Annotated in this window: 22 protein-coding genes; 11 read left to right on the top strand and 11 right to left on the bottom strand. The window is 43.3% G+C overall.

Features of this window, described 5'->3' with window-relative positions:
- Positions 1–103: 103 nt before the first annotated feature.
- Both HNW13_RS17035 and metB read right to left on the bottom strand, forming a co-directional pair.
- The gene (locus HNW13_RS17035; RefSeq protein ID WP_192114146.1) at positions 104–2,497 is read right to left on the bottom strand and encodes a bifunctional aspartate kinase/homoserine dehydrogenase II; all 2,394 of its coding nucleotides are present in this window, start codon (positions 2,495–2,497) and stop codon (positions 104–106) included.
- Positions 2,498–2,628: 131 nt separating this feature from the next.
- Positions 2,629–3,798 (bottom strand): cystathionine gamma-synthase, encoded by a 1,170-nt coding sequence (gene metB, locus HNW13_RS17030; RefSeq protein WP_101085113.1) that lies wholly within the window; start codon positions 3,796–3,798, stop codon positions 2,629–2,631.
- A 208-nt stretch (positions 3,799–4,006) separates the two neighbouring features.
- On the opposite strand from metB, the gene metJ reads away from it, so the two are divergent.
- The 5 genes from metJ (at position 4,007) to HNW13_RS17005 (ending at position 9,149) form a co-directional block, all read left to right on the top strand.
- A complete protein-coding gene (metJ, locus tag HNW13_RS17025; protein ID WP_011638970.1) occupies positions 4,007–4,321 on the top strand; it encodes a met regulon transcriptional regulator MetJ in 315 nt (104 codons plus the stop codon).
- Positions 4,322–4,396: 75 nt separating this feature from the next.
- Positions 4,397–5,137 (top strand): sulfite exporter TauE/SafE family protein, encoded by a 741-nt coding sequence (locus HNW13_RS17020; protein WP_101085112.1) that lies wholly within the window; start codon positions 4,397–4,399, stop codon positions 5,135–5,137.
- 364 nt (positions 5,138–5,501) lie between these two features.
- Entirely contained in the window at positions 5,502–5,831 is a 330-nt protein-coding gene (locus tag HNW13_RS17015; protein WP_101085111.1) for a cytochrome c, read from the top strand.
- A gap of 148 nt (positions 5,832–5,979) precedes the next feature.
- A complete protein-coding gene (locus HNW13_RS17010; RefSeq protein WP_162023936.1) occupies positions 5,980–7,692 on the top strand; it encodes a DUF3373 domain-containing protein in 1,713 nt (570 codons plus the stop codon).
- A gap of 62 nt (positions 7,693–7,754) precedes the next feature.
- Complete coding sequence (locus tag HNW13_RS17005) at positions 7,755–9,149, top strand: tetrathionate reductase family octaheme c-type cytochrome (protein WP_162023937.1); 1,395 nt, start codon at positions 7,755–7,757, stop codon at positions 9,147–9,149.
- Positions 9,150–9,243: 94 nt separating this feature from the next.
- Here HNW13_RS17005 and HNW13_RS17000 read toward each other — a convergent pair whose 3' ends face one another.
- From HNW13_RS17000 to HNW13_RS16990, 3 genes are all read right to left on the bottom strand, one after another.
- Positions 9,244–10,224: a pseudouridine synthase gene (locus tag HNW13_RS17000; protein ID WP_192114145.1), complete on the bottom strand. Its 981-nt coding sequence runs from the start codon at positions 10,222–10,224 to the stop codon at positions 9,244–9,246.
- A gap of 112 nt (positions 10,225–10,336) precedes the next feature.
- Positions 10,337–10,915: an LON peptidase substrate-binding domain-containing protein gene (locus tag HNW13_RS16995; protein ID WP_192114144.1), complete on the bottom strand. Its 579-nt coding sequence runs from the start codon at positions 10,913–10,915 to the stop codon at positions 10,337–10,339.
- A 213-nt stretch (positions 10,916–11,128) separates the two neighbouring features.
- Positions 11,129–12,184, bottom strand: a complete 1,056-nt coding sequence (locus HNW13_RS16990; RefSeq protein ID WP_192114143.1) for an alpha/beta hydrolase — start codon at positions 12,182–12,184, stop codon at positions 11,129–11,131.
- 105 nt (positions 12,185–12,289) lie between these two features.
- Here HNW13_RS16990 and HNW13_RS16985 point away from each other — a divergent pair, with 105 nt between their 5' ends.
- Together HNW13_RS16985 and HNW13_RS16980 are read left to right on the top strand one after the other, a co-directional pair.
- A complete protein-coding gene (locus HNW13_RS16985; RefSeq protein ID WP_102036963.1) occupies positions 12,290–12,751 on the top strand; it encodes a YhcH/YjgK/YiaL family protein in 462 nt (153 codons plus the stop codon).
- Positions 12,752–13,123: 372 nt separating this feature from the next.
- Complete coding sequence (locus tag HNW13_RS16980) at positions 13,124–14,047, top strand: manganese-dependent inorganic pyrophosphatase (protein WP_192114142.1); 924 nt, start codon at positions 13,124–13,126, stop codon at positions 14,045–14,047.
- Positions 14,048–14,136: 89 nt separating this feature from the next.
- On the opposite strand, the gene HNW13_RS16975 is transcribed toward HNW13_RS16980, so the two are convergent.
- The 4 genes from HNW13_RS16975 to HNW13_RS16960 form a co-directional block, all read right to left on the bottom strand.
- The gene (locus HNW13_RS16975; protein ID WP_011638981.1) at positions 14,137–14,541 is read right to left on the bottom strand and encodes a DUF1850 domain-containing protein; all 405 of its coding nucleotides are present in this window, start codon (positions 14,539–14,541) and stop codon (positions 14,137–14,139) included.
- Positions 14,541–16,574: a TRAP transporter permease gene (locus HNW13_RS16970; protein WP_162024405.1), complete on the bottom strand. Its 2,034-nt coding sequence runs from the start codon at positions 16,572–16,574 to the stop codon at positions 14,541–14,543. Before HNW13_RS16970 ends, HNW13_RS16975 begins: the two co-directional genes overlap by 1 nt.
- A 204-nt stretch (positions 16,575–16,778) precedes the next feature.
- Positions 16,779–17,732 carry a TAXI family TRAP transporter solute-binding subunit gene (locus HNW13_RS16965; protein ID WP_011638983.1) on the bottom strand — a complete coding sequence of 318 codons (954 nt, stop codon included), beginning with the start codon at positions 17,730–17,732 and terminating at the stop codon, positions 16,779–16,781.
- 332 nt (positions 17,733–18,064) lie between these two features.
- Entirely contained in the window at positions 18,065–19,339 is a 1,275-nt protein-coding gene (locus HNW13_RS16960; protein WP_192114141.1) for a glycerophosphodiester phosphodiesterase family protein, read from the bottom strand.
- A 236-nt stretch (positions 19,340–19,575) separates the two neighbouring features.
- On the opposite strand from HNW13_RS16960, the gene HNW13_RS16955 reads away from it, so the two are divergent.
- The 4 genes from HNW13_RS16955 (at position 19,576) to HNW13_RS16940 (ending at position 23,956) form a co-directional block, all read left to right on the top strand.
- On the top strand, positions 19,576–20,217 hold the full coding sequence (locus HNW13_RS16955; RefSeq protein WP_192114140.1) for a DsbA family protein: 642 nt from the start codon (positions 19,576–19,578) through the stop codon (positions 20,215–20,217).
- Between the two features lie 191 nt (positions 20,218–20,408).
- On the top strand, positions 20,409–21,089 hold the full coding sequence (gene mtgA / locus HNW13_RS16950) for a monofunctional biosynthetic peptidoglycan transglycosylase (RefSeq protein ID WP_192114139.1): 681 nt from the start codon (positions 20,409–20,411) through the stop codon (positions 21,087–21,089).
- 272 nt (positions 21,090–21,361) lie between these two features.
- Complete coding sequence (locus HNW13_RS16945; protein ID WP_101085101.1) at positions 21,362–23,296, top strand: radical SAM protein; 1,935 nt, start codon at positions 21,362–21,364, stop codon at positions 23,294–23,296.
- Between the two features lie 225 nt (positions 23,297–23,521).
- Entirely contained in the window at positions 23,522–23,956 is a 435-nt protein-coding gene (locus HNW13_RS16940) for a cytidine/deoxycytidylate deaminase family protein (protein WP_101085100.1), read from the top strand.
- 201 nt (positions 23,957–24,157) lie between these two features.
- Here the strand turns inward: HNW13_RS16940 and HNW13_RS16935 are convergent, their stop codons facing one another.
- Positions 24,158–24,568: a hypothetical protein gene (locus HNW13_RS16935; protein ID WP_192114138.1), complete on the bottom strand. Its 411-nt coding sequence runs from the start codon at positions 24,566–24,568 to the stop codon at positions 24,158–24,160.
- 154 nt (positions 24,569–24,722) lie between these two features.
- Positions 24,723–24,956 carry a hypothetical protein gene (locus tag HNW13_RS16930; RefSeq protein ID WP_192114137.1) on the bottom strand — a complete coding sequence of 78 codons (234 nt, stop codon included), beginning with the start codon at positions 24,954–24,956 and terminating at the stop codon, positions 24,723–24,725.
- Between the last annotated feature and the right edge of the window lie 272 nt (positions 24,957–25,228).

Raw genomic sequence — 25,228 nt, 5'->3', positions numbered from 1 at the left:
TGAGCGGTTTGCGGCAAATAAAGAAAAGAGCTGAATTTCAGCTCATAAACATTCCCGAGATGACATAAAAAAAGACCATTAATAATGGTCTTTTTTAACAAAACTACTCTTGCAACAAGTCTTTGCAAATATGCACCAAATCCGACTGCACAGCCGCAGCAGTCACCTCACGCCCTGCCCCTGGGCCGCGAATAATCAATGGATTACCTTGATAAAACGCACTGCGAATAACAAACACATTATCCCCTGGGGTTAAATTCGCATAAGGATGATTATTATCAACCCACTGCAAACCCACTTCAGCCTGTAACTTACCTTCGACTTTATCCAGCGAAGCCACATAACGTAGCACCTTGTTCTGTTCAGCTGCAGCGACATACTGCTGCAACAAATCATCGTCTAACTCACTGATGCGTGTTAAAAAATCTTCTAGTGACAACTCTGCTAAAGCTTGAGGCACTAATGAGTTAAGACTAATATCGTCTAGCTCTACCGCTAAACCTATCTCGCGAGCCAAGATTAACAACTTACGTTGCATATCGCGGCCAGATAAGTCATCACGAGGATCCGGTTCAGTAATGCCTAAACTGCGAGCATGCAGTACTAATTCTGAGAACGGCTTACTGCCATCATAATTTTCGAACAACCAACATAACGTGCCCGAGAAAATACCACCCACGGCTTCAATAGTGTCACCACTATTACGTAAGTCATTTAACGCATGTTGAATAGGTAAACCTGCGCCACAACTGGCGTTATAACGCCAAAATAAGCGGCGATTACTCAGCTGCTGCTTTAATTCACGATAAAATAGCAATGGCCCTGAGCCGGCTAATTTATTGGCACTTACCACATGAATACCACGGGCAAATAGCTCGGGATATTGTAAGGTTAAGGCAGCACTCGCACTGATATCTAAGGCGACAATTTCATCGCATGATAACTGCGCTAATTGATCAAACAGTTGATCATAATCCCATTCAATACCTTGCTGTTGATAATCTTGTTGCCATTGTTCAAGGTTAATTCCGTCGTTAGAAATTAACGCTTTTTTCGAACCGACTAAACCAACGAGCTCAACAGAGGCTTCGAGTTCATGATCTAATGCTGGACTGGCGCGTTTAAACAAATCAATCCACGCCTCACCAATGTTACCCACTCCCAGCAATAACACTCCAATACGCATTCTTGGTCCAGCACAACGACGATGTACTTTTTGGGTCAATAAACTCACTTGAGCTTGCGGGACTAAGGTGACCAAACTTAATGCATCTTGATAAATCGGTTTGGCATCACGGCTGAGTAGTCGGGCAAAACTGCGTCTAAAGTGATGAGCATCGGCACTGACTAATGCCACTAGGCCTAAGTCAGTTTGGGCACTCAACTCTTCAATCAACAATTCGCTGCTGTATTGAGTGAGCAAAGCTTGCACTTGTTTTTGGCTTTCAAGCGTTAACGCCAACTCAAACTTATGTTGTGCTAGCGACCAATAAGCTAACGGCGTGATACCAGCTTTATCCAAAATGGCCAACAATGGTTCAATGTCTGCGTTCATTTTAAAACTAAACAACACCACTTCATTTAAGTTAGTCACGACTGGCGCACTCGCAGATGAACTCAGTGGCGCAATTAAGGTGAAGTCGGTGTGCGAAGCATAGCTTGAGCGTACCGCTAAACTCACTTTAGTATTAAACAGTGGCTGTAAGGTACGAGAATGCAGTACAGGAGAGCCCAGGCGCGCTAAGCGATCCGCTTCTGCGAGTGACATACTCTTGAGTAATTTAGCATCATTAATTTTATTCGGGTCGGCGTTAAATACCCCTTCAACGTCGGTCCAAATGGTCACACGCTCAATGTCAGCTAAGCTGGCAATTAAGGTGGCACTAAAATCAGAACCATTGCGACCCAGCAATAAGGTATCGCCGTGGCGGTTAGCGCATATAAAGCCGGTGATCACTAAACGCTCTTGCGGGTGCAAGGCTAATAAGGCCTGTACCTTGTCACGAGACTCAGCCACTAAAATATTGGGTACGGCGCCTTCATCGGCTACCAAAATAGAGCACGCATCGACATGAGTCGCAGCTACGCCCATTTCTCGTAACAAAGCGGCCATTAAGCGCGCCGACCAACGTTCACCAAAACTCACCACTTGGTTTAATTGGTAATCGTTACGTTGCTCTAAAGATAATAAGCTGACTAACTGAGATTTGTCGGTAGACAAACGTTCGCGTAAATCACGCGCTTGCTCGTTTGATAATAATTGTTCAATTAACGTCTGCTGGTAACTGATCAGAATTTGCAGCTCTTCTTGCCACAACTGACCGCTGTCACGCAGGCTCAATAATTTGTATAAGAAGTTAGTCGTTTTTCCGGCGGCGGATACCACAACTAAATCATCACTCTGACCATGCGTAAGTAGAATATGTGCAACACGGCGATAGCAATCTGCATCCGCTAAACTTGAACCACCAAACTTATGTAAATGACTTCGCGTCATTACTGACTCCTTAAACAACTACGACTTTTGTTGCGACTGCTAGACTTCTATTTTGAAACCAATAGTGTTGCAAGTGCATGTTTTGCTATTTTACCCAATTTGGTCGAAACCACAGCTAACTTAAACTCGAATTAAGCTGATTTTATCGCGGCAACAGCTGCTAGGCCTGCTTGAATATCGGCCAAGAGGTCATCTGCATCTTCAATACCGACAGATAGTCTCAATAAAGTCTCTTTAATACCAGCCTCTTGCCTTGCTTGTGGGTCCATTGCTCTATGGGTCATAGTGGCCGGAACGGCGACTAAACTTTCCACTCCGCCTAAACTTTCGGCAACACTAAACAACGACAGCGCCTTTAAAAATGCCACCACTTCCGCTTCGCCGCCGATTAACTCAAAACTTAACATAGCGCCAAAGCCTTGTTGTTGTTTTGCCGCAATTTCGTGACCTGGATGGTCTTTTAAACCCGGATAATACACCTTGGCCACCACATCACTGGCGCTGAGTAACTCAACAATCTTTTGTGCATTACGTTGATGCTCACGAATTCGTACCGCTAAAGTACGTAAGCCTCGGAGGGTTAAATAACTGTCAAATGCTGACCCCGTAAGCCCAAGAGTATTTGACCACCAATGTAACAACTCACCCACTTGAGGATCTTTAGCCACTACAGCCCCACCGACCACATCGCTATGACCATTGATGTATTTGGTGGTTGAGTGAATCACAATGTCTGCACCTAATAATAATGGCTGCTGTAATATTGGTGATAAAAAGGTGTTATCGACTGTCACTAGCGCGCCAACGTCATGGCAAGCGATACTAATGGCATTAATGTCTACCACCCGCAATAAAGGATTCGATGGCGTTTCTAACCACACCATTTTCGGTTTTTGAGCTATCGCTTTGCTCAGCGCTTGCGCATCAGTTTGATCAACAACCAATAACTTAAATTGGCCTTTTTTGGCCAAGTTAGTAAATAAGCGGTAACTGCCACCATAACAATCGTGCGGCACAACCAATAAATCCTCTGGGCCAAGTAAGCTAGTCACCAATGTAATCGCCGCCATGCCGGTACATGTCACCACGCCGGTAGCACCTTGCTCGAGTTTGGCGAGTGCGTCACCTAAAATACATCGAGTAGGATTACCCGAACGACTGTAATCAAACTCGCGCGGATTATTGTGGCCATCGAATGAATAATTGGTCGATAAATAAATCGGTGGCACGATAGCACCATGTTGTGTGTCTGTTTCAATACCTTGGCGAACGGCCAATGTGGCGTTTTGATGCTTAGTCATGGTAACTCCTAAAATTTCACAAACACACAAAGAGATGTCTAGACGTCCAAATTTACCTAAGAGATCCCCATCCGTCAACTTAAATAGACGTTTAGACGTCTAAACATCAAGAAATCTATTTGCAATCGGGATTAAATAGTAGCAATAATTTGACTAGAGATTGTAACGGTTTAAAATCTGCAGCGTATTTATCGTTAAGGGTAAGTTAATGACTGAGTGGAATGGCGAATATATCAGCCCATATGCCGAGCACGGCAAAAAAAATGAACAAGTAAAAAAAATTACGGTTTCTATCCCTTTAAAAGTATTAAAAGTACTGACGGATGAGCGGACGCGTCGCCAGATAAATAATCTGCGCCATGCAACTAACAGTGAACTGCTATGCGAAGCATTTTTGCATGCGTACACAGGTCAACCATTACCTTATGACGGTGATCTATCAAAAGATCAGCCTGATAGCATTCCAAGTGAAGCGAAAAAGTTAATGGATGATATGGGTATCGAGTGGGAAGAGCTCGAATAATTCACTGATTAGTCAATACCTCACAGACTTTGAAACGACCCTAATAAGAAGTCGTCATGTTTTTAAAGAGAACTTATGATGTCATTTATCGATCCAACGACCTTGATACTGGCATCGATTATCGTGTTTTTTGGCGCGCTAACCCAAAGCTTAATTGGCTTTGGGTTAGCCGTTGTTGCTAGCCCGCTGCTGTATATTGTTAATCCTCAATTAGTTCCTGTTCCTATTATTGTTATGGGCTTTGCCATTTCTGCAATGACCTTATTTAGAGAACGCGGTCATCTACAATTTAATGGTTTGCAATATGCCTTACTCGGGCGGATCCCTGGGGGGTTTTTAGGCGCTGGATTATTGCTGTTTGCCCCACAAGCCATACTAGGCTTAGTGATTGCAGGCATTGTGTTTATTGCTGTTATTCTTAGCATCTTTCGCTTTACCGCCCCTATTAATCGCCTCAGTTTATTTATCGCTGGGGTATTTTCAGGCATATTTGGCAATATCGCTGCTATCGGTGGTCCACCAATGGCCATTTTGCTTGCAGGCCAAGACCCAGGTCAGTTTAGAGCGGCATTATCTGCCTTTTTCGTGTTTAGCTCATTAATTGCCTTAGCTATTCTAACCATCGTCGGCTTAGTTGAAGTGAAGCATTTATGGCTATCACTGCTATTATTGCCTTCAGTCGTTGCTGGTTATCTTGTCTCAGGTAGATTAATTGGCCGCGTTGATAAAGATAAAACCCGCATAGTCACCTTAGTGTTATGTAGTATTAGTGCCACTGTGTTAGTGATTATGTCGACCAACACGTTAATGAGCTAATCAGCTAATCAGCTATTCTGTACCTGTAAACAAAACCAGCCATCAATGGGCTTGTTCGCTAATAATGATTAAAATCTTCCCCTTCTATTTATCAAGCAGTCTATTTCTCACCTAAAAACGCCATCAATAAGTATCAAAAAAACCACTTTTATCTCCTCTAGCAAAATCCTCATCTTGGCGCAATAGATCCACATCACACTAGTTCATTAGATTTCTTTCAATTAACTTTTTTTCAATTAGATTTTTCTCATGGATATGATCTACTTCAAATTAACACTACTCACTTTTAGGTAACATTGTTTACAGCAAAGAAATAATTAAATGCTGTTAATGCACAACCCTAATAAGCCCGACAGAGGACAAAATGATGAACACTTACATTAAAGTTGGTATCGCAGTTGCTATGGCATTATCACTTGGCACCCAAGTGATGGCCGCAGATGGTGGTAATCCTAAAAAAGGTAAGCACCTGTACAAAAAAGAATGTAAAGCCTGCCACAGCGCTAACAGTGAAGGTCCTGAATTAACCCCAATGACCAAAACCATGAGCCAATGGGATCGTTTCTTTACTCGTGATAAGCACAAAGCTAAACCTGCCGTTTTTGAAGCCTTATCAGAAAAAGACATAAAAGATATTCAACAGTTTTTATATGACCACGCCGCCGATTCAGACCAACCAGCTACTTGCGGCTAAATCATCAATGCTGAGTATCTTTTCGTTCTAAACGAAACATCAGCCAATAAACCAAACGAAAAAACTGTGAGGCTTAGCCTCAGGGATCCTGACACAAAAAATTTGCCAAATTGACCTTGTTATTTGGCAAATAAAGGGGAGAAAGACCATGAGAACTCTCATCTCAATATTAGTGGCTAACGCGCTCTTTATGAGCGGCGCAAGCCTAGCAGCAGATACCGATGCACAAAAGATTGCCGATCTTAAACAACAACTCGCTACGATTAATGAAGATCTTGATTACTTAAATTCACGAGTTGACAAAACCGAGCGTCACACAGCCTTAGACAGAATAGCCATTACGGGTGATTTTAGAACCAAAGCACATTCATTACATTATCAAAACGTCACTTGGAACCCAGCCATGAACGTTAACTTTTCTGACTTTGGCGCTAAAGCCATGTCAGGAGTATTTGGCGATCCAAATAGCGCTACCTCACCGTTAGGCCAAATGATGATGGCAAACCCTGATTTAGCCAGCGCGTTTCAAAGCGGTATGCTTCAAGGCGTTATGCCAATGCTGTTGGGCCAAAAAACCCAACAGGACATTGATAACGATATATTTTACACCACGCGCTTACGCCTAAATATTGATGCTAAAGTGTGGGATAACGTCAGCTTTGCAGGACGTTTAACCATGTTTAAGAGCTGGGGAGACTCTGCTGGGGTTAAAGTATTCGACTCATGGAACTCATTCACCATGGATGGCACCAGTAGCGGTAGCACCAGTGGTGATGAGTTAAAAGTAGAGCGCGCCTATTTTAATTGGAAAGACATTAACGGCAGTGGCACTTACCTTTCAATTGGACGTCGTCCTTCAACGTACGGTCCACCAAATCATTATCGTGAAAATGAACTCAGAGGCGGCACGCCATCAGGTCACTTAGTCAATTTCAACTTCGATGGTCTTACCTTAGGTTACAACTTGGGTGATATCACCGGTATTGAAGGCCAAACAGTGCGTTTTTGCTATGGCCAAGGCTTTGAATCACAGTACGGCAATGGCGAATTGTTTGGTGACATCATCACTAAAGATACCCACCTCGGCGGGTTTAATATCGACGTGATTAATGACGGTAACCATTTCTTACAGTTCACTTTATTCGGTGCTAAAGATGTCAATGATGGCTTTACGGGCACCATGGCATTCCCTACTCAACTGGCGGGTATCTTTGCCCCAACCATGTATCAAGACATGCAAAAATTCGACAACTTTAACTTCGTCACCCGCGTACAACCAAGCGGTGTCATTGGTGATATGTACTTAGGTGGCCTAGGTTATGCCTATGAAACCGATGACGACCTGAAAATGTTTGCCTCATTAGGATGGACTCGTGCTGAACCTAACGGCAATGCTGGTTTGTTCGGTGGCATGTTAAGCGATGCAGTATTTGAAGCAGAGTTGAACAGCACTGGTACTGAAATCATTATGGTGCCAAAAGAAACCGTTGATAGCGACACCAAAGATGGTTACGGCATTTATGTGGGCATGCAAATTCCTGCACCATACGGCAAATTCGGTTTGGAATATAACTACGGTTCTAAATACTGGAGTCCCTTCACCCAAGCACAAGACGACCCAATCGGCAGTAAGTTAGCCACTCGTGGCCACGTTGCCGAAGCTTATTATATCTTTGATATTAATCCAAAAATGTTTATCAAGTTAGCCGGTTTGTATTACGACTATGAATATACCGGAAGTGGCTCACCAGTAGGTGCACCGATGAAGGTTGACGATGTGATTGCCGGTAGCGCGTACTCAATGTTGCCCGTTGTTGACACCGCCTATGACGTCAATGCCTCACTGACCGTTAACTTCTAACGCTAACTTAACCTTCTAACTTGGCCCCCCTGAGCACAAGCTCAGGGGTAAGGACAAATATCATGAAACTATTATCAGCACTGGCTGTATTACTGTTATTAAGCAGTAGCGCACAGGCTGCCTTTAACCACAAAGAGGCGCTGAAAGGGCCTTTTGCTAATGGCCCTGAAGTGACGACACAATGCTTAACCTGCCATAAAGAACATGCTGAAGAGTTTATGAAATCTTCACATTGGACTTGGGAGTTAGAGCAAAAACTACCTGACCGCACAGTGATGCGTGGTAAAAAAAACAGTATTAACAACTTTTGTGTATCGATATCGGGTAACGAACCGCGTTGTACCAGTTGTCATGCAGGTTATGGTTGGAAAGATTCTACATTCGACTTTAAAGACATGACCAAAGTCGATTGCTTAGTTTGTCACGACACCACGGGAACTTACATTAAAGATCCTGCGGGCGCAGGCGAGGCCTTAGCTAGAGTCAATTTAGCCAATGTTGCCCAAAATGTAGGTGCACCCGTGCGTGACAATTGCGGCAGTTGCCACTTTTACGGTGGCGGCGGTGATGCGGTTAAACACGGCGATTTAGATTCATCAATGTCTTATCCAGACAAAGCGACCGATGTTCACATGGATACCGATGGCAATGACTTCCAGTGTCAAACTTGTCACGTTACTGAAAATCATCAAATTACCGGTAACTCGATGGGCGTATCACCTGGTGGTGAAAACAAAATTGGTTGTGTAAATTGCCATGATGCTGCGCCTCACAAAAATAAAAAGCTCAATACACACACAGCAACTGTAGCGTGTCAGACTTGTCACATACCATCATTTGCTAAAAATGAACCCACCAAAATGCGTTGGGATTGGTCAAAAGCAGGTCAAGATCTTCCTGAAACAACAGACCAATACGGCAAGCACACCTTTATGAAAAAGAAAGGCAGCTTTATTTGGCAAAAAGACGTTAAACCACAATATGCCTGGTTTAATGGCCGCGCCGATGCGTATATGGCTGGCGATAAAATGGACCCAACTAAAACGGTTAAATTAGCTTATCCATTAGGTGATATTCGCGACCCTAAAGCTAAAATCTACCCATTTAAAGTGCACACGGGTAAGCAAATCTATGATACTAAACTCAATATTCTAATAACCCCTAAAACGTACGGTGAAGGTGGCTACTGGGATAAGTTTGATTGGGACTTAGCAGCCAAATTAGGCATGGAAGCTAACCCAACCATGATAGAGAAAGGACTTAAATACAGTGGCCAGCATGGTTTTGTTGAAACTGAGATGTGGTGGCGCATCAACCACATGGTGTCACCAAAAGACAAGGCACTACAGTGTAATGACTGCCACAACAAAGGCGAGCGTTTAGACTGGAAAGCCCTTGGTTATGATGGCGACCCAATGAAAAATCGTAAAGGTATTAAACACACAAAAGCTGACTAATACTCAGATAAGCTCACTGCAACAGCAATAAGCTGATACAAAAAAACCGCTATCGACTTTACGATGGCGGTTTTTTTATTCGCTAAATAACCAACTAAAAATCCAAACCTTGGCATTGAAAATCTTGTTCAATAGCACTGATTGGGTCGGTAAAACGCAACCGTTTAGCCAACAACTGCAACGGCTTATCAAAATTGTCCGGCCCTTTAGGTTGTAGTACTGGATAAAAGCGGTCGTGTAAAATCGGCATGCCTAAACTTTGCATGTGTACACGTAATTGATGAGTTTTACCGGTAATCGGACTTAACTCAAACAAGCCCAAACCATCTTTTACCGCCACTAAACTGATTTCAGAATGACTATTCGCCTCGCCTTCAACCACCTGCATGGTAAAGCTTGGATTTGCCGCCACAATACGATTTTGAACCGTCCAATGAATAGGAAGCGTACAAGTATTATCGGCTAATTCACTCACCAACCTAGGTGTTAATTTAGCGATGGCCTGATAATCTTTAGTGATCTTGTCATCTAAGAATAGCTGATGATATGCATGGCGTGTTTGCGGATTGAGCGTCATTAACATCACCCCAGCCGTGTCTTTATCGAGCCTATGTGCTGGGGCGACCGTATCAATTTGAGTCGCGATACGTAATCGATGCACTAAACATTCATTGACGTAATTTCCGCCTGGGGTAACAGGTAAAAAATGCGGTTTATAAACCACAATGGTATCAAGATCTTGATACAACACCTGCTCAGCAAAAGGCACTTTCGTTTCGGCCAGCACTTCGCGGTAATAATACACTTTGGCAGTGGCTTGATAGACACTGTCTGCGGTAATCAACTCACCATTTTGCCAATGAACTTTGCCATCTTTGATCCGTTGCTGCCACACACTGGCATCGATTTGCTTAAAATGATCGACCAAAAACTCAACTACTGTGTGGTATTGCTTACCTGCTAATTCATTAGCACGCGGCAACACAATATACGAAGGTTGAGCGGCAATGGCAGCGTTTGGTGTTTGGGAAGAGGATTGAAGATGATCCGCAGTGTAGTTTGATGAATTAGGCATAAACAACTTGGCTATATAAAGATGAAGGTAAGGTTCAAACGAGAAGGTATCTTATCAGGCTAGGCCGAAAATGTATCTTGATTATCTCGATACCGATAACACAATATTGCGCTTATACATCCACGTGAGATTTTAGTAATTGCAGCACAAAATCCATGGTTTTGTGGCAATTAGGTTGTTCAACTAAAATCAGCTTATCACGGTTATACATAGGTAAAACCTCTAACCAACGCTGACTCACCCAGGCGGCATCTTCTAAATGCGTTTGTGAATACAATTCCAGTAAATCTGGATTCACTTGATAAAATTGTTCAAGTGCGGCGCTGATAATTTCAAACTCACCCGCAATGGGCTCATGGCACCAATTAGCGCAAGGGAGCGCACGAGCAATCCAACAACCATCTCGTTTTTGCGCGGCAGATAAAATTTTAAGACGCTGTGTTCCCTCAACAACGATGCTTAAAGAATCATCACCTAACTGGTTGAAATCAATAATATTGCATTGGGTTGCTGCAATATAACAAGGCAGTTCGCTATTCACTTTCAATGGCGCAAATGCTAAACCATAGTGACCTTTTAATACATCGGCAACCATGGCTAAATCACTCGGTGCCACAACTCGAATTTCAAGTCGTCCACCGGGTAATAGCACAGCATCTTGAATCAGTAATGCTACTTCTTTTGTTTGCATAACAGCCTCCTACACCATAGGTGAAGTTACTGAACCAAAGTCAAATCAATGAAACAAGTGTAGCAGTGGTTAATTATTCAACAACTTAAGCAGCATAATATAATGCTTACTACCGACGTCAGCAGCCATTTACACTTGGTCTTATTTCAATAGACCTAGTTCAATAAGACTATCTTTCACTAACAGGACAAAAACACTCAGAGTGTGGCCACTTTACAAACGTTCAATACGATCCATTATCGTGCCAGAGGCGACTATCTCGGCAAATTCATCCGCTAATATTTGACTTTGTTGTACACTTTGCTGCCAATAAGCAATACGAGTTGGGGTATCTAAATACTTAAAATCTTCACGGTCTGGAATTTTACTAAAGGGTAAACTGGCAATAAATTGCTTACTCGGTGCTAAAATTAAGCCATTGTGGTAATTGGCTTTGGCTTTGCGCCATAACAGGGACTTATCAAACCAGCCGGGGCTCATGTACGGATAAAAGTGCGGATACAAACTTAACCCTGTCGCAGCGGGTAATGGCATATCAAAATGATAATCGGTTATGCCTCCATCGTAATAATGGCCTTTTGGCGAGCCTTGCAGATCTTTTACCGGATCAAGCAATAGCGGGATAGATCCTGTCGCTAGTAATCCATGACGGATATTGTCTTGAGTTAACTCGACATGTTTGGTGGGCAAATCTTTCAGGCGCCTAAAAGGTGATGCGGCGTCTTTATGGCTTAAAATAACCCGCTCGAAGTGCCAGCCTAAGCTTTTTCGATTGATGACATTACTTACCGCTGCCATCGATAATCCCATCATTAAGCCAAATTTGGCATGAATGCGATTTAAATGACGGGCACGGCAGGCCACCATATGATGACGAATTAATGGATTAGCAATAATATCAGCGCCTTGCTGTTCACCTAAAATGCCATCAACAATTTGCAATACTTGGGCACTGACTTGTTCACGCGTCGGCTTTTTTTCGTAATTCTGATGAATATAAAAATGTTCTAAACGTTCATAAGCCGCTAATGGATCTTGTTGCGCCATACAAGCTAAACGCCACGCACCCGACGACGCGCCCATGGTATAAAGGGGATCTTCGCGCCCCTGAAAAAACTCACTAAATAAATATTTATCTAAGCCTGCTATCGCCAGCCACTTAGGCCCGCCTGATGCAGCAAAGAGCTGAGTAAACAATGATTGATCTAAGCCATTCGCTTCTAGTTGTTCGTAAGCCGTTGGTCCAGCAAGTAAACGTAATGCAGGCAATGTACAATCCTTCTTATATTTGTAATGCTGTTATCTTTGTAAAACTGTATGCTTTAGCGCTAACACGCTAGCATATTTTTATGGTTCTTATCTTACGGAATTTTTATGATTGTTGATACTTTAGCAAATCGTCACCTATACACTCAACTTAGCCCGAGATTAGCCAAAGCATTAGCTCATCTCGCGGACACCGACTTTAGCCAGCTTGAAGTGGGCAACTATCCGCTTGAAGGCAAAGACATTTTCGTTATCGTCAATGACTATGAAACTAAGCCTAAAGAGATCGAACCCTTTGAAGTTCATCAACAGTATATTGATGTGCAGTATGTGGTTAGCGGTGAAGAAGAATTTGGCTATTTACCGTTAGCCAATCAAACGCCTTCTAAGCCTTATTTTGACAAGCATGACTATGCTGAATACGACTATGAATCTAACAAAGATGATGCGGCGTTTATTCCGCTAAAAGCGGGCATGTTTGCATTATTTTTTCCTGGTGACATCCATATGCCGGGCACCAGCCCTACACCACAAAAAGTCCGCAAAGTGGTGATAAAGGTACGGGTATAACCTTAAAACATGACCAACGCTCAGTCCTACTACTGAGTTATGAGTAAGTCATCGCTATTTGATAGAAGTCTGCTAAAGTTAATTCGAGCACAAGAAGCACCTCGACAGAGCACTTGAGATAGTCTCAATAGAACACTGAAACAGACTTCAATATCATTGTTATACCCAAGCTAAAGACAAATAAGCACTTACCCTGTGTAAAATAGAAAAAGCCCCGTGACTCTCCGCTCGGGGCCTTTTTTTGTCAATTAAACACGCATATCATCATGGATAACACTCATATGGTAAGTTGAACCGTTGAAGTGGTATTTTTTAATGCGATGAAGATCAATTCTTGTTAAAATCAGGGCAACTTTATAGGAGAGTCTTTCAATGGCAATGTATGTAGTGGGTCACAAGATCCCTGATTCAGATTCAATTTGTGGTGCTATAGCATTAGCATATTTAAAAAACCAAATCGATGAACCGGCAATTGCAGCCCGTTTAGGCGAGCTATCACCAGAAACCGCCTTTATTTTAGAAAAATTTGGTTTTGAAGCACCAGAATATAAAACCAGTTACGCTGGTGAAGAAGTCTATATTGTTGACCATTCTGAAATTACTCAAGCGCCAGATGATATCGCTCAAGCCACTATCGTCGGTATTGTCGACCACCACAAACTAGGCGACTTAACCACTTCTACTCCACTAGAATGTTGGATCCGTCCAGTAGGTTGCAGCAACACCGTCATTAAAATGATGTTCGATTTCTACCAAGTAGAAATTCCAGCAAACATCGCTGGTATCATGATGTGCGCCATCTTAAGTGACACGGTTATTTTCAAATCGCCAACCTGTACCACTGCCGATATCCGTTGCGTTGAAGCGTTAGCAAAAATCGCCGGTGTAGAAGACTTTAAAGAACTCGGCATGGACATGTTTAAAGTAAAATCAGCAGTTGCAGGCACGCCAGCGCGTGACCTTGTTATGCGTGACTTTAAAGACTTCAACATGAACGGTAACCTAGTGGGTATTGGCCAATTAGAAGTTATCGATTTGTCTGTATTTGACGACATCAAAGCTGACCTAGAAGCTGATATTGCTAAATTGAAAGTTGAAGGCAATCGTCACAGCGTATTATTGCTGCTAACCGATATCATGAAAGAAGGTTCAGAAATGTTAGTTGTTTCTGATTCAGCAGACTTAACTGAGCGCGCTTACGGTAAACCTACCGTTGATGGTCGCGTGTGGTTAGACGGCGTATTAAGCCGTAAAAAACAAGTTGTACCTGCACTGCAAGATGCCTTTGCAAAGTAACTGGTTGTAAACATCTCAAATAAAGAAAAAGCTGAATCAATTGATTCAGCTTTTTTTATGCTTCAACGCCTATCTATTATGTCGATTAACTAACTTGGTATATCACAGCCCCATAGCTCAATGGAGGGCTGCTCAGTGGTAGGCTCACCCACCCAATAACTCATAGAATGGCATTGTTGCCCAGCCTGAGTCGATGACACACATAACTGATAATCGCCTGCTTCTGGCGTGCGGCCCAACTTTAGCATTGGCAAAATAGGTAAATGCGGTTTGTAGTGCCAACTGCCATCTTTTAACACCGCATCGGCAGGGATTTCCATTCCTGCGCCACTGCCTTTTACCCTTGCTTGTTCTAAAATAAAACCTTCATTAGTTAATCGATAATCTTCGGCCCAACGAATTTTCTCAATTGTGTGAGTCCAAGACAATGTCATCTGTTCAGCAGGCACTTGAGCCCAAATCGTGCCTGCTAAACCCAAACATAGCCCTAGCATTATTCGCCCTGCGCTAAACGTTTTAGCTTACGTGCACGCCATACGTGGTGCAAAATAAACGCCAGTGCCAAACCAAAACCTAACTCATCACTCAGCGGTGTCGCCATAATCAAACAGCCACCAGCAATAAAGCCTAAAACACGTTCCCACCAATAAAGGTTCTGTAATAAGTAGCCGGTAAATATCACGCCCCAAATACCAATAGCCACCGTCGCTTTAAGGACCACATAAACCGTTTCTAGCACACCACCACTTTGGAGCATTAGCGCAGGGTCGTACACCGCCATAAACGGAATAATAAACCCAGCAATGGCAATGCGAATGGCCCATAAACTGATTTTTAAGCCTTTCTCTTTAGCGATTGGCGCCGCGGCGAAACACGCTAGGGCAACTGGTGGTGTAAGGTCTGCCATAATGCCAAAATAAAACACAAACATGTGTGACACAATTAACGGCACACCTAAATCCAGTAACGCTGGCGCGGCAATTGAGCTGGTAATAATGTAGTTAGGAATGGTCGGGATCCCCATACCTAATACCAAACACGTCACCATCGTCAGCACTAAAGACAAAAATAAGTTATCTTGGCCGACAGCCAGAATATAGCCGGCAAACGTTGAAGCAATACCGGTTAGTGACACAACACCAATAATCACGCCCACTAGCGCACAAGCAATACCTACAGGTACAGCATGGCGTGCACCTTCAACTAATGCATGCAAACATAATGTGAGAGTTTCTTTACCACCTTTAACAAACCAACAAACCACCACCAGCATGGCAATAACGCCAAACATCACCCCAATACCTAACTGGAAAAAGCCTGCGCATATCACCCCTAACGCTATCCAAAAAGCAAACCGCATAGCAGCTGATGATAGATTGAGAATAATGGCCGAACCTAAAATCACAATCGCAGTGAGTGCTAGGCCAACCATGCCGGAAAACAGCGGTGTACGACCGGAAAACAACAAACCAATCAAAATAAATAATGGGATGAGTAAGTACCAACGCAACTTAATTGCTGCCCACGGATCTGGACATTGGTCTTTGGGTAAGCCAGATAAATTGGCGCGTTTAGCTTCTAAATGCACCATCCAGAACACCGAACAAAAATACAATACCGCGGGGATCATTGCCGCTTTAGCAATTTCAATAAATTGCACATTAATGGTTTCAGCCATAATAAAGGCTACGGCGCCCATAATCGGCGGCATAATTTGGCTGCCCATACTGGATGTGGCTTCTACACCCCCCGCAAAAGCAGACCGATAACCAAAACGCTTCATTAGCGGAATAGTAAATTGGCCAGTGGTGACCACATTGGCAACCCCCGAACCGGTAATAGTGCCCATGAGTGCCGACGATACCACCGACACTTTTGCAGGCCCACCCACTTTATGCCCAAATAAGCCCATAGCAAAGTCGGTAAATAAGCGGATCATTCCAGCTTGCTCTAAAAAAGCCCCAAACAGAATAAACAAGAAAATATAGGTCGCGGACACATAGGTTGGCGTGCCGTATAAGCCTTCGGTACCAAAGGCCAACTGGTTAACTATTTGGTCGAAACCATAACCTCGATGCATCAATTCACCGGGTAAATACTCACCAAACAAACCATAGGCCAGAAACATACCGCAAATAATCGGCAGGGCTATTCCCATCACTCGTCTTGCGGCTTCAAACACTAAAGCCACTAACACTACACCAATAATCATGTCATTTTGGGTTAAGTCACCGGAACGTTGAATTAAGTCTGCTTCAAACACCCATTGATAAACTGCGGTAGCCATACCCGCTAAACCGAGTATCCATGCCAAAGGTTGCCATGGCTGACTCTTGCCTATACCTGGATAACTAATAAACACCACTAATAATAAAAAGCCCACGTGTACGGCGCGCAATACTTGTGTCGAAACTGGATGAAATGCCGCGGTGGTAATTTGGAAAATAGAAAAAATTAATGCTACTGCAAACAAGGCTTTCGGCCAGTTGCGAGTATCGGCACTTAAGCCCTGCTCTGGTTCGGTAATTTGGGTTGGATCGCTCATGGTATGCCTCGACACTTACTACAACTAAATAACCTCAGCTCAGAAAAATGAGTGGACTAAAAATGACGTTGACTCAATTAGTCACTCTTGATCTAAAACGGAAGTTAGCAAATATGGTTGAAAGACAGAAATAAACAAGCGCTTGCTGGGTTTACCAAACAAGCGCTGTTAACTTAAGACTATTACTTATAGCGCATTCACTTCTTTGTAATAGCGTTCTGCACCTGGGTGTAGTGGAATAGGCAGATCTTTTGCCGCTGTGGCTAAACTGATCGCCTTAGCAGCTGAGTGAGCAGTACCTAAACGGTCTAGGTTTTCAAACATCAGCTTAGTCATTTGATAAGCAATCTCATCAGACACCTTACTGTGACTTACCAATAAGTTTTGTATCGCAACCGTACTCACATCTTCTGTTTGGCCTTCGTAAGTATTGGCCGTAATCACCCCAACTTGATAAGCAGGATTATTAATTTTAGCGACAACATCCGCAGGGATAGCTACAAAGTTGATATCCATTGTCGCGGCTAAATCACGAATCGCTGCCATACCTAAACCAGACGATTGTAAAGTCGCATCCAATTGGCGGTTTTTAATCAGCTCAACAGATTCGGCATAAGGCAAAAACTCCACTTTACCCATGTCGTCGTAACTGAGTCCTGCAGCAGCAAAAATAGCGCGAGCGTTTAGCTCAGTACCTGATTTTGGCGCCCCGACAGAAATACGTTTGCCTTTTAAATCTGCAAGGCTATTAATACCGGCATCTTTATTGGCGACAATTTGGATGTAGTTAGAATAAGTTGCCGCAATAACACGTAATTTTTTAAGCGGAGCTTTAAAACCGGCTTCCTGATCACCTTCCCATGCAGCCGATACCGAATCACCTAGTGCAAGCGCTAATTCACCACGCCCAGCTTGTAGTAAATTAAGGTTTTCAACCGACGCTTTAGTCGCTTGTACTGAGGTTTTAGAGCCCTCAATGCCATTGCTGTAAAGTTGAGATAAAGCCACACCGATAGGATAGTAAACACCACTAGTTCCGCCGGTGAGAATATTGATAAATGTCGGCGCGGCCATAACAGCCGTACTAATAGATAGCGCTGCAGCTGCGCCAATCATGCAAAAACGTTTGGTTAATTTCATCCTGCAATATCCTTATTTTTTATATTGTTACGAGTATTATTATGTAGTTACACTACCACTGACATCCTGTGCAATCTATATAGACTAAAGGCTAATAACATCATTATAAATCGCCTTTATTCCGCGATTTCAGTTACTTCGATACGACACCAATAGCAACATTAGCATTTTTCATCACCAACTTGCTTTAGGGCTGTCTGGGCAGCGAGCAATAAATACTCTGCCATCCACGAGTATAGTTAATTGAAATAAAAAGGTGCCAACAATGTCGGCACCTTTTTATTCTATGGTGTTCGCCCTCATTAAATGAAAGGCTGGAATGTTATTAAGCCTCACATATTCATGCAGTTAGCATAATATGTCACCGTGGCAGGCCAGTCAGAAAACACTCCTATTACCCCGACATCTTTTGCCAGTACATCTAACAGCTCAAAAGTATCACCTTCGTTATCAATCACGTCAGCAATACTCTGATAATACCAACCACCGCCGCCTTGACTCAGTGGCCCCGAACGCTCTAATGACCAAGCAATAATCTTCAAGCCAGCGGCACTTGCTGCTTTGGCATATTCAGATGGCACTATCGCGTTATTGTCTCCTACGGTAACCAGCATCCATAAAGGTGGTGCAATAATCTTGACCCCGTCTGCCGCTAAGGTGTCCATACTCGGTGACCATGTGGCACTGTTTTGCGGATCAAATCCAGCTTGCTCGTCACGGCCATCAAGGTATACCGCTTGATCGGCAAATTCAGGTGCGTTGGCTATCCAATATTTTACATCGTCTAAATTAAACGATTGTGGAAACACTTGCGATGCATCAACGCCTGCTGCGGCATATTCATCTAACATTTTTTGGGCGTAATCTTGTTGGGTAAATCCATCATACGGCATGCTGACACTGGCCGACTTAAGCTCGGGAGTCATCTTTACTCCAGCAGCTTTGAATAAGGCAATACTTTCAGCGTGAGTCATTAACGTGCCATTACCGGCATATAAATCGGTGCGCCAATTTGGCGTGCCATCCATAAACTCTTCAACTGTGGTGGCATTGGGGTTAAAGCCGTCCATTTTGCCTTGCAAGGTTGTAAACTCTGCAACACTAATATCGCTGGTACAACAGGTTGCCGTTGCACTCACGCCATTGACAGCATCGGCTGGTGAAAATGGCACTGAACATTTATTGGCTAGGGCCGGGATAGCAAGAATATTAGTGGTAGTGGCTAAATCACACTGCGAGTGACGGCAAACTAACTCTTTATCTGCGGTAAATGTCACGTCACATTCCACAATACCTGCGCCCGAATCGATAGCTGCTTGATAAGCTTCTTTGGTATGCTCAGGAAATTGCATTGATGCGCCGCGATGACCAATAGAAAAGTCAGTACGGTAAAATGAATTTGAAGCACATTGCGCTAATTGATCTTTTAACTCACTGTCTTGCATTTGACCGACTAAAAATAGCGGCCTAGGGCCTACTTGAGCGCTAACACTTTTATCCACTTCTGCAGTGGTGTCATTATTATCGTTACTGTTACACCCCGAAATCCATAACGTACTGGTTAAAACTGAAATGATACCCAGTGTTATACTTTTTTTCCTTGTCATCTTTTTGCTCCATGTTGTAATGCGGTAATGTCAGTTGTAATGGTTTGCTGAAAAATTCATCATCAGGAACAGTGTACGCATTGAATATGACTGAATTATCGAATTAATATGACAACCTTAGTTTCTACTGTTTTACCGACCGATTGAATAATATAAAACATGACCCTAACTGCGGTAACGGTAAATAGACAAGCAAATAAACGATAGTGAGTAAATAGCTAACAATGAGGTCCACAATGGCAAACACAACACTTTATTATGTTCACGATCCAATGTGCAGTTGGTGTTGGGGATATCGCCCCACATGGGATGCTCTGCAAGTTCAACTACAACAGCAGTTTGGCCAGCAATTGAGTCTACACTATCTAGTCGGTGGTTTAGCGCCCGACTCCGACCAACCCATGCCGCAACCCATGCAGCAAATGTTACAACAAACCTGGCAAAAAATTACTCAACAACTTGGCACCGTGTTTAATCACGACTTTTGGCAGCATTGCCAACCAAGGCGTTCAACTTACCCAACATGCAGAGCTAGCATCATTGCTCGCCAATATGGGCTAGAGCAACAAATGATCAATGCCATTCAACAGGCTTATTACCTGAACGCGCGTAATCCATCTGATGTTGATACTTTGGTATCGATTGCGACTCAATTAGGGATCCCCGCAGACTTGTTCACAGAGCAATTAAGCGCTGATGAAACAGAAGATAAATTACTCAAAGAAATCAATTTTGCTCGCCAACTTCCCATTCAAGGATTTCCCTCATTAGTGCTGATGGTCGATAACAACGCCTATCCTATTCGGCTTGATTATCATCAATGGCAAACAAGCTTGGCAGACATACAGACTATCTTGTTAACAACCCAACCGAGTTAATTAGCCCATAAGGACATTAGGACCGCATGACTTAATGACTCTACGCACCGTCACGGGGTAAACGTCAGTTAAGATATAAAGTTTGCACGACGTTGATTAGCCTTTGGCCTTAATGCCCAATATCCTATACTCTGCACGTCGAAAACGACAACGCCCCACACAGGCTCGTTAAACATAACATGAGGCAGTGAATGACAGATCGTAAACGAGGTTTTTTCGGTTGGACATGGTTTGTCATGTGGCGATTTTTGCTATTACTGGCGCTATTGTTACTGCTGCTTAGATTTGTGCCACCACCGACGACGTCATTTATGCTGCAAAGCGATTATCAGGTTAGTCAGCACTGGGTAAGCATTGATGAACTGCCAGCGCACATGCCTTTAGCCGTAGTGGCCGCAGAAGATCAACTGTTTCCAGAGCACTTCGGGGTCGATATCAACTCCATCACTAAAGCCCTTAACCAGTACGACGGTGGAGAAGGCCTGCGTGGTGCCAGTACCATCACCCAACAAACCGCAAAAAATCTATTACTTTGGCCGGGTAGAAGCTTTGTTCGCAAAGGGATAGAAGCCATATTGGCCGTGAGCCTTGAAGCGATTTGGGGCAAAAAGCGTATCTTAGAGGTGTACTTAAACGTAGCCGAATTTGGTAAAGGTATTTATGGCGTAGAAGCGGCGAGTCAGCACTATTTTAATAAATCGGCCCGCTATCTATCCAACAATGAAGCGGCGCGCCTAGCAGTGTTGTTGCCGAGTCCGCGTAACCGAAACCCTAACAATTTAACCCCATACCTGCGCCAAAGAGTCGCTTGGGGTGAAAAACAAATGCGCCAACTTGGCTCTGGCTATTTAAAGCCTATTCTTACCAATTAACCGCAATACCATGCCCGTTGTTATTGCTCTTTGTTAAGAGCAATAACAACTCAAACTGGTCCCATATTTAAAAGATCAAAATATTGATCATTGATAAGCCATTAGCCTTTAATATCATTCAAAAAATACTTTTCTCTTCCAATCGTCATCATGTGGCGAAAACATGATGCCTACTAGCAAGCCAGATGAAAGCCGGAATTAACAGGATTTGAACTATTTTTACTGTTAGAATGCGAGCTCATTTTTATCGGCTTTTACGATCAAGGCAGGCTATGACCGTTCTTCTAATGACTCCACCGATGACCCAGCTGAATACACCGTATCCAGCAACAGCGTATTTAACCGGTTTTTTACGCTCACGAGGCTATGAGGCGGTTCAGCGAGATCCTGCGATTGAGCTTTTCCTTGAGATGATGACAGCGCCTGCGCTGGACATTATTCGTCAGCACGTAGAAGAAAACTTCGAACACTTTGAAGACGACGAACTGCCAGATGTCATCTTTAATTTTTTGGCTGAATTTGAGCGTTATCACCTCACAGTAGAACCTGCCATTCGCTTTTTACAAGGCAAAGATCCCAGCCTTGCTATGCGCATTAACACCCGCCGTTTTTTACCCGAAGGCCCAGCGTTTGATGCAATTGCTGAGATGGAAGCGGTATCTGGCGACGTGTTGCAAGCCGCCTTTGGTAATTTAGGCGTACAAGATAAAGCCAAGTATCTGGCCACTCTGTTTATTAATGATCTATCAAACGTTATTACTCAGGGCGTTGATCCCTACTTTGAAGTCAGCCGTTATGGCGAGAAATTAGCTGCGGCTAACCCAAGTTTTGACAACCTCTACGACACCCTCATGGGTGAACCGAGTTTCAGCTCTGAAATTTTGGAGCAGCTGGTCGAGATGTATCTGGAAGACACCCAACCAAGTGTTGTCGCATTAACCGTGCCGTTTCCCGGCAATATGCTGGGCGCGTTACGTATTGCGCAAACCTGTAAAGCCATTAATCCAGACATTCCTATCGTCATCGGCGGCGGGTTTGTTAATACCGAGCTGCGCGCACTAAAAGATCCTCGTGTATTTGAGTTTATTGACTTTATCTGTCTGGACGACGGCGAACGCCCGCTTATCACTCTGCTGGAATACTTTGAAGGTAAGCGTGAGATAGACGATTTAGTACGAACCTATTTCCTCGCAGAGGATGAAAATGGCCAGCCCTATGTCCATTTCAATGAAAACACACAGCTGCACGATATTCCACAAAGCGAAGTTGGCGCCCCAATTTACGATGGCCTGCCACTAGGTGACTACCTATCTTTGTGTGAAATGCTTAATCCAATGCACCGTATATGGAGTGATGGACGTTGGAACAAACTGACCATAGCCCATGGTTGTTACTGGCGTAAATGCAGCTTCTGCGACGTCAGCCTGGACTATATCGACCGCTACGATACTGCAGGCGCCGATGTGCTGGTTGACCGAATCGTAGAGCTTGTCGAAGAAACCGGACAAACTGGTTTCCATTTTGTCGATGAAGCCTTACCACCAAAAACCTTATTTGCGTTTGCAAAACGTCTCATTGAACGCGGCGTAGTGATCAGTTGGTGGGGCAATATCCGTTTTGAGCGGACTTTTAGCCCAGATCGTTGTCAATTACTGGCAGATTCAGGTTGTATCGCCGTCAGCGGCGGCCTTGAAGTAGCGTCAGATCGTCTACTTAAACTGATGAAAAAAGGCGTCAGCGTTGAGCGCGTAGCCCATGTAACCAAAGCATTCAGTGATGCCGGTATTATGGTTCACGCTTACTTAATGTATGGTTTCCCAACACAAACCGAGCAAGAAACCATAGACTCGCTAGAAATGGTGCGTCAGATGATGGAACTAGGTTGTTTCCAGTCAGCCTATTGGCACCGTTTTGTCGCCACCATCCACAGCCCGATAGGCATGAACCCAGAGCAATTTGGTATCACCCTTGCTGAACGCCCAGAGATCTTATTTGCTGAAAACGATGTCGATTTCACCGACCCAACCGGAACGGATCATGACATGCTGGGCGAAGGACTGCGCAAAGCAATCTACAACTACATGCACGGTATCGGCTTCGATCAACCAATGAGTTTCTGGTTCAACGAACCCGTTTCCCGCACTTCAATGAAGAAAGACCTGATATCAAAAGCGATTAATAACTTTATTCTGAGTCATGAAGAGTAGGTAATGAAGAGTAGATTCGGGCTATTTCATTAGAATAAGTAAACGCGACCTAAATAATTGGCAGTCAAATTCTGCTATACAGACGCACCATAACCCTACTTAATATAAAAAAGAGAAAGAGTAAGTGGGTCCAAGGTTAGAATATTGAAGGTTGATTTATCACTGTTCTGCATAGAGAATAGCACCCAAATACATTGATATATAAAGCATAGGAATGGCAATAAGATGATGACAAAATGGGCAATACGCTTTTTACAAATGGCCGAGCTCGTAGCATCTTGGAGTAAAGACCCTTCCACCCGAGTTGGCGCGGTGATCACTGAAAACAATCGCATCGTCTCGCTAGGCTTTAATGGTTATCCTCACGGAATATCAGATAGCGCTGAAACCGATAACCGTGAAATGAAACTGCTAAAAACGCTCCATGCAGAAGAAAACGCCATTCTGCATGCCAAACGAGATCTCAGTAGTTGTGAGATTTGGGTAACCCACTTCCCCTGCCCAAACTGCGCCGCCAAGATTATCCAAACAGGATTGCGCGCTGTGCATAGCCCACAACCCAACGAAGATTTCCTGTCACGCTGGGGAGATAAGATTAAAGTCAGCGAAGAGATGTTTGAGCAAGCTGGCGTTCAAGTCGATTGGATGCAAGTAGATTAACCTTACTTTTTCACCGTCGTTCCGGCAATGCGGTTGAGCCGGAATCCAGGTGTTTACTCTTTGCATTTATGGCCTGCGTGGCACTTCATCATAGTAAAGGGTGAACAGTCTAGCTTCACTTTACTAGCTGGCTTTAAAAGGCTAGGTAAAAATTTAATAATGGAAAATTTAACAATGGATGCCATGATTAATTCGTGTCGTTTACAAGCTTTCTAAGAATATTTGCCAAGTAAAAAATAACAACCACAGAAGGCCAAGCATAAAAGCGACATCTTCTTTAATCGATGAGCCAAACTCTGAGCTATTATCACCAAAAAAGTAACCTACTGGTTTGGAATATATTACTGCCGCTAAGCATAAACCTGGCACAAGATAATACAGCACCCAATCTTCTAAATACGTGCTTGTTTCACCGGCACCCATTACAACGTAACTGTGCCCATACATCAGTAAATAGACTATGTATATTAGTACAAGAATAACGGCAAAATACTTACCCCATTTCCATTTTTTTAAGTTATCCGAAAGCGATAAATCGAATTCATGATTTGAATAAATGCCAAAAAAGATCAATGGCAGCATCAGTAAACAAATGCCTAGAAAAGTACTCAAAATACAGCTCGCTCCAGAAATTTAACAATGGGTGGCATGGTTAACGCTTACAACTACTTATCTTTTTATAAAAGTTTTACCCTGCCCCCACTAAATTTTAAGCCCCGATATTTGCACCATTTAAGGTTTTGACAATACTTTGCCAAAATACTCGTTAGCTATATTGATGCGATATTTTCATTTTATTGATGGCTCTAACTAACCAAAATACTCCGCAAATACCTGAACAAATTAGCCCCAATTGCAAAATACTAACTGAATTGAAGCTAAAATCATTTGAATAGGCAACGAGACCTATTAAGTGGCCTAGCTGAAAAATACCCGCTACTATTGCGATTGAAAAGATGCTTAACCAAAGCCAGTTAAAAAAGTTTTTTTGGTATTTCATAACGCTTCCTTGCGGCTTTAAAAACTAACGAACGAGTATTTATTCGTTGCCCTGTGTGCATTGCTATGTATTTCTATCTTCAGCTTTAGCCAGCTTAATTCTTAAACTATGAAATAAAGAAGCAAACACAAAAGTTGTGAATAAAAGAGTTAAACACAACAGTTTTATACCAATACTCTCGCTCTCTACGAACGCATTTAATATTGCGGATAGTAAAATAAAACCAAATAGATAATAAGTTTGTACACTACTCAACGTAACTCCCTGTATAC

It is taken from the genome of Shewanella sp. BF02_Schw, from assembly GCF_014596695.2.
In the GTDB taxonomy this organism is placed as follows: Bacteria; Pseudomonadota; Gammaproteobacteria; order Enterobacterales; family Shewanellaceae; genus Shewanella.
Note: the sequence above shows the minus strand (reverse complement) of the source record. Positions and strands in the feature narration are given on the sequence as shown.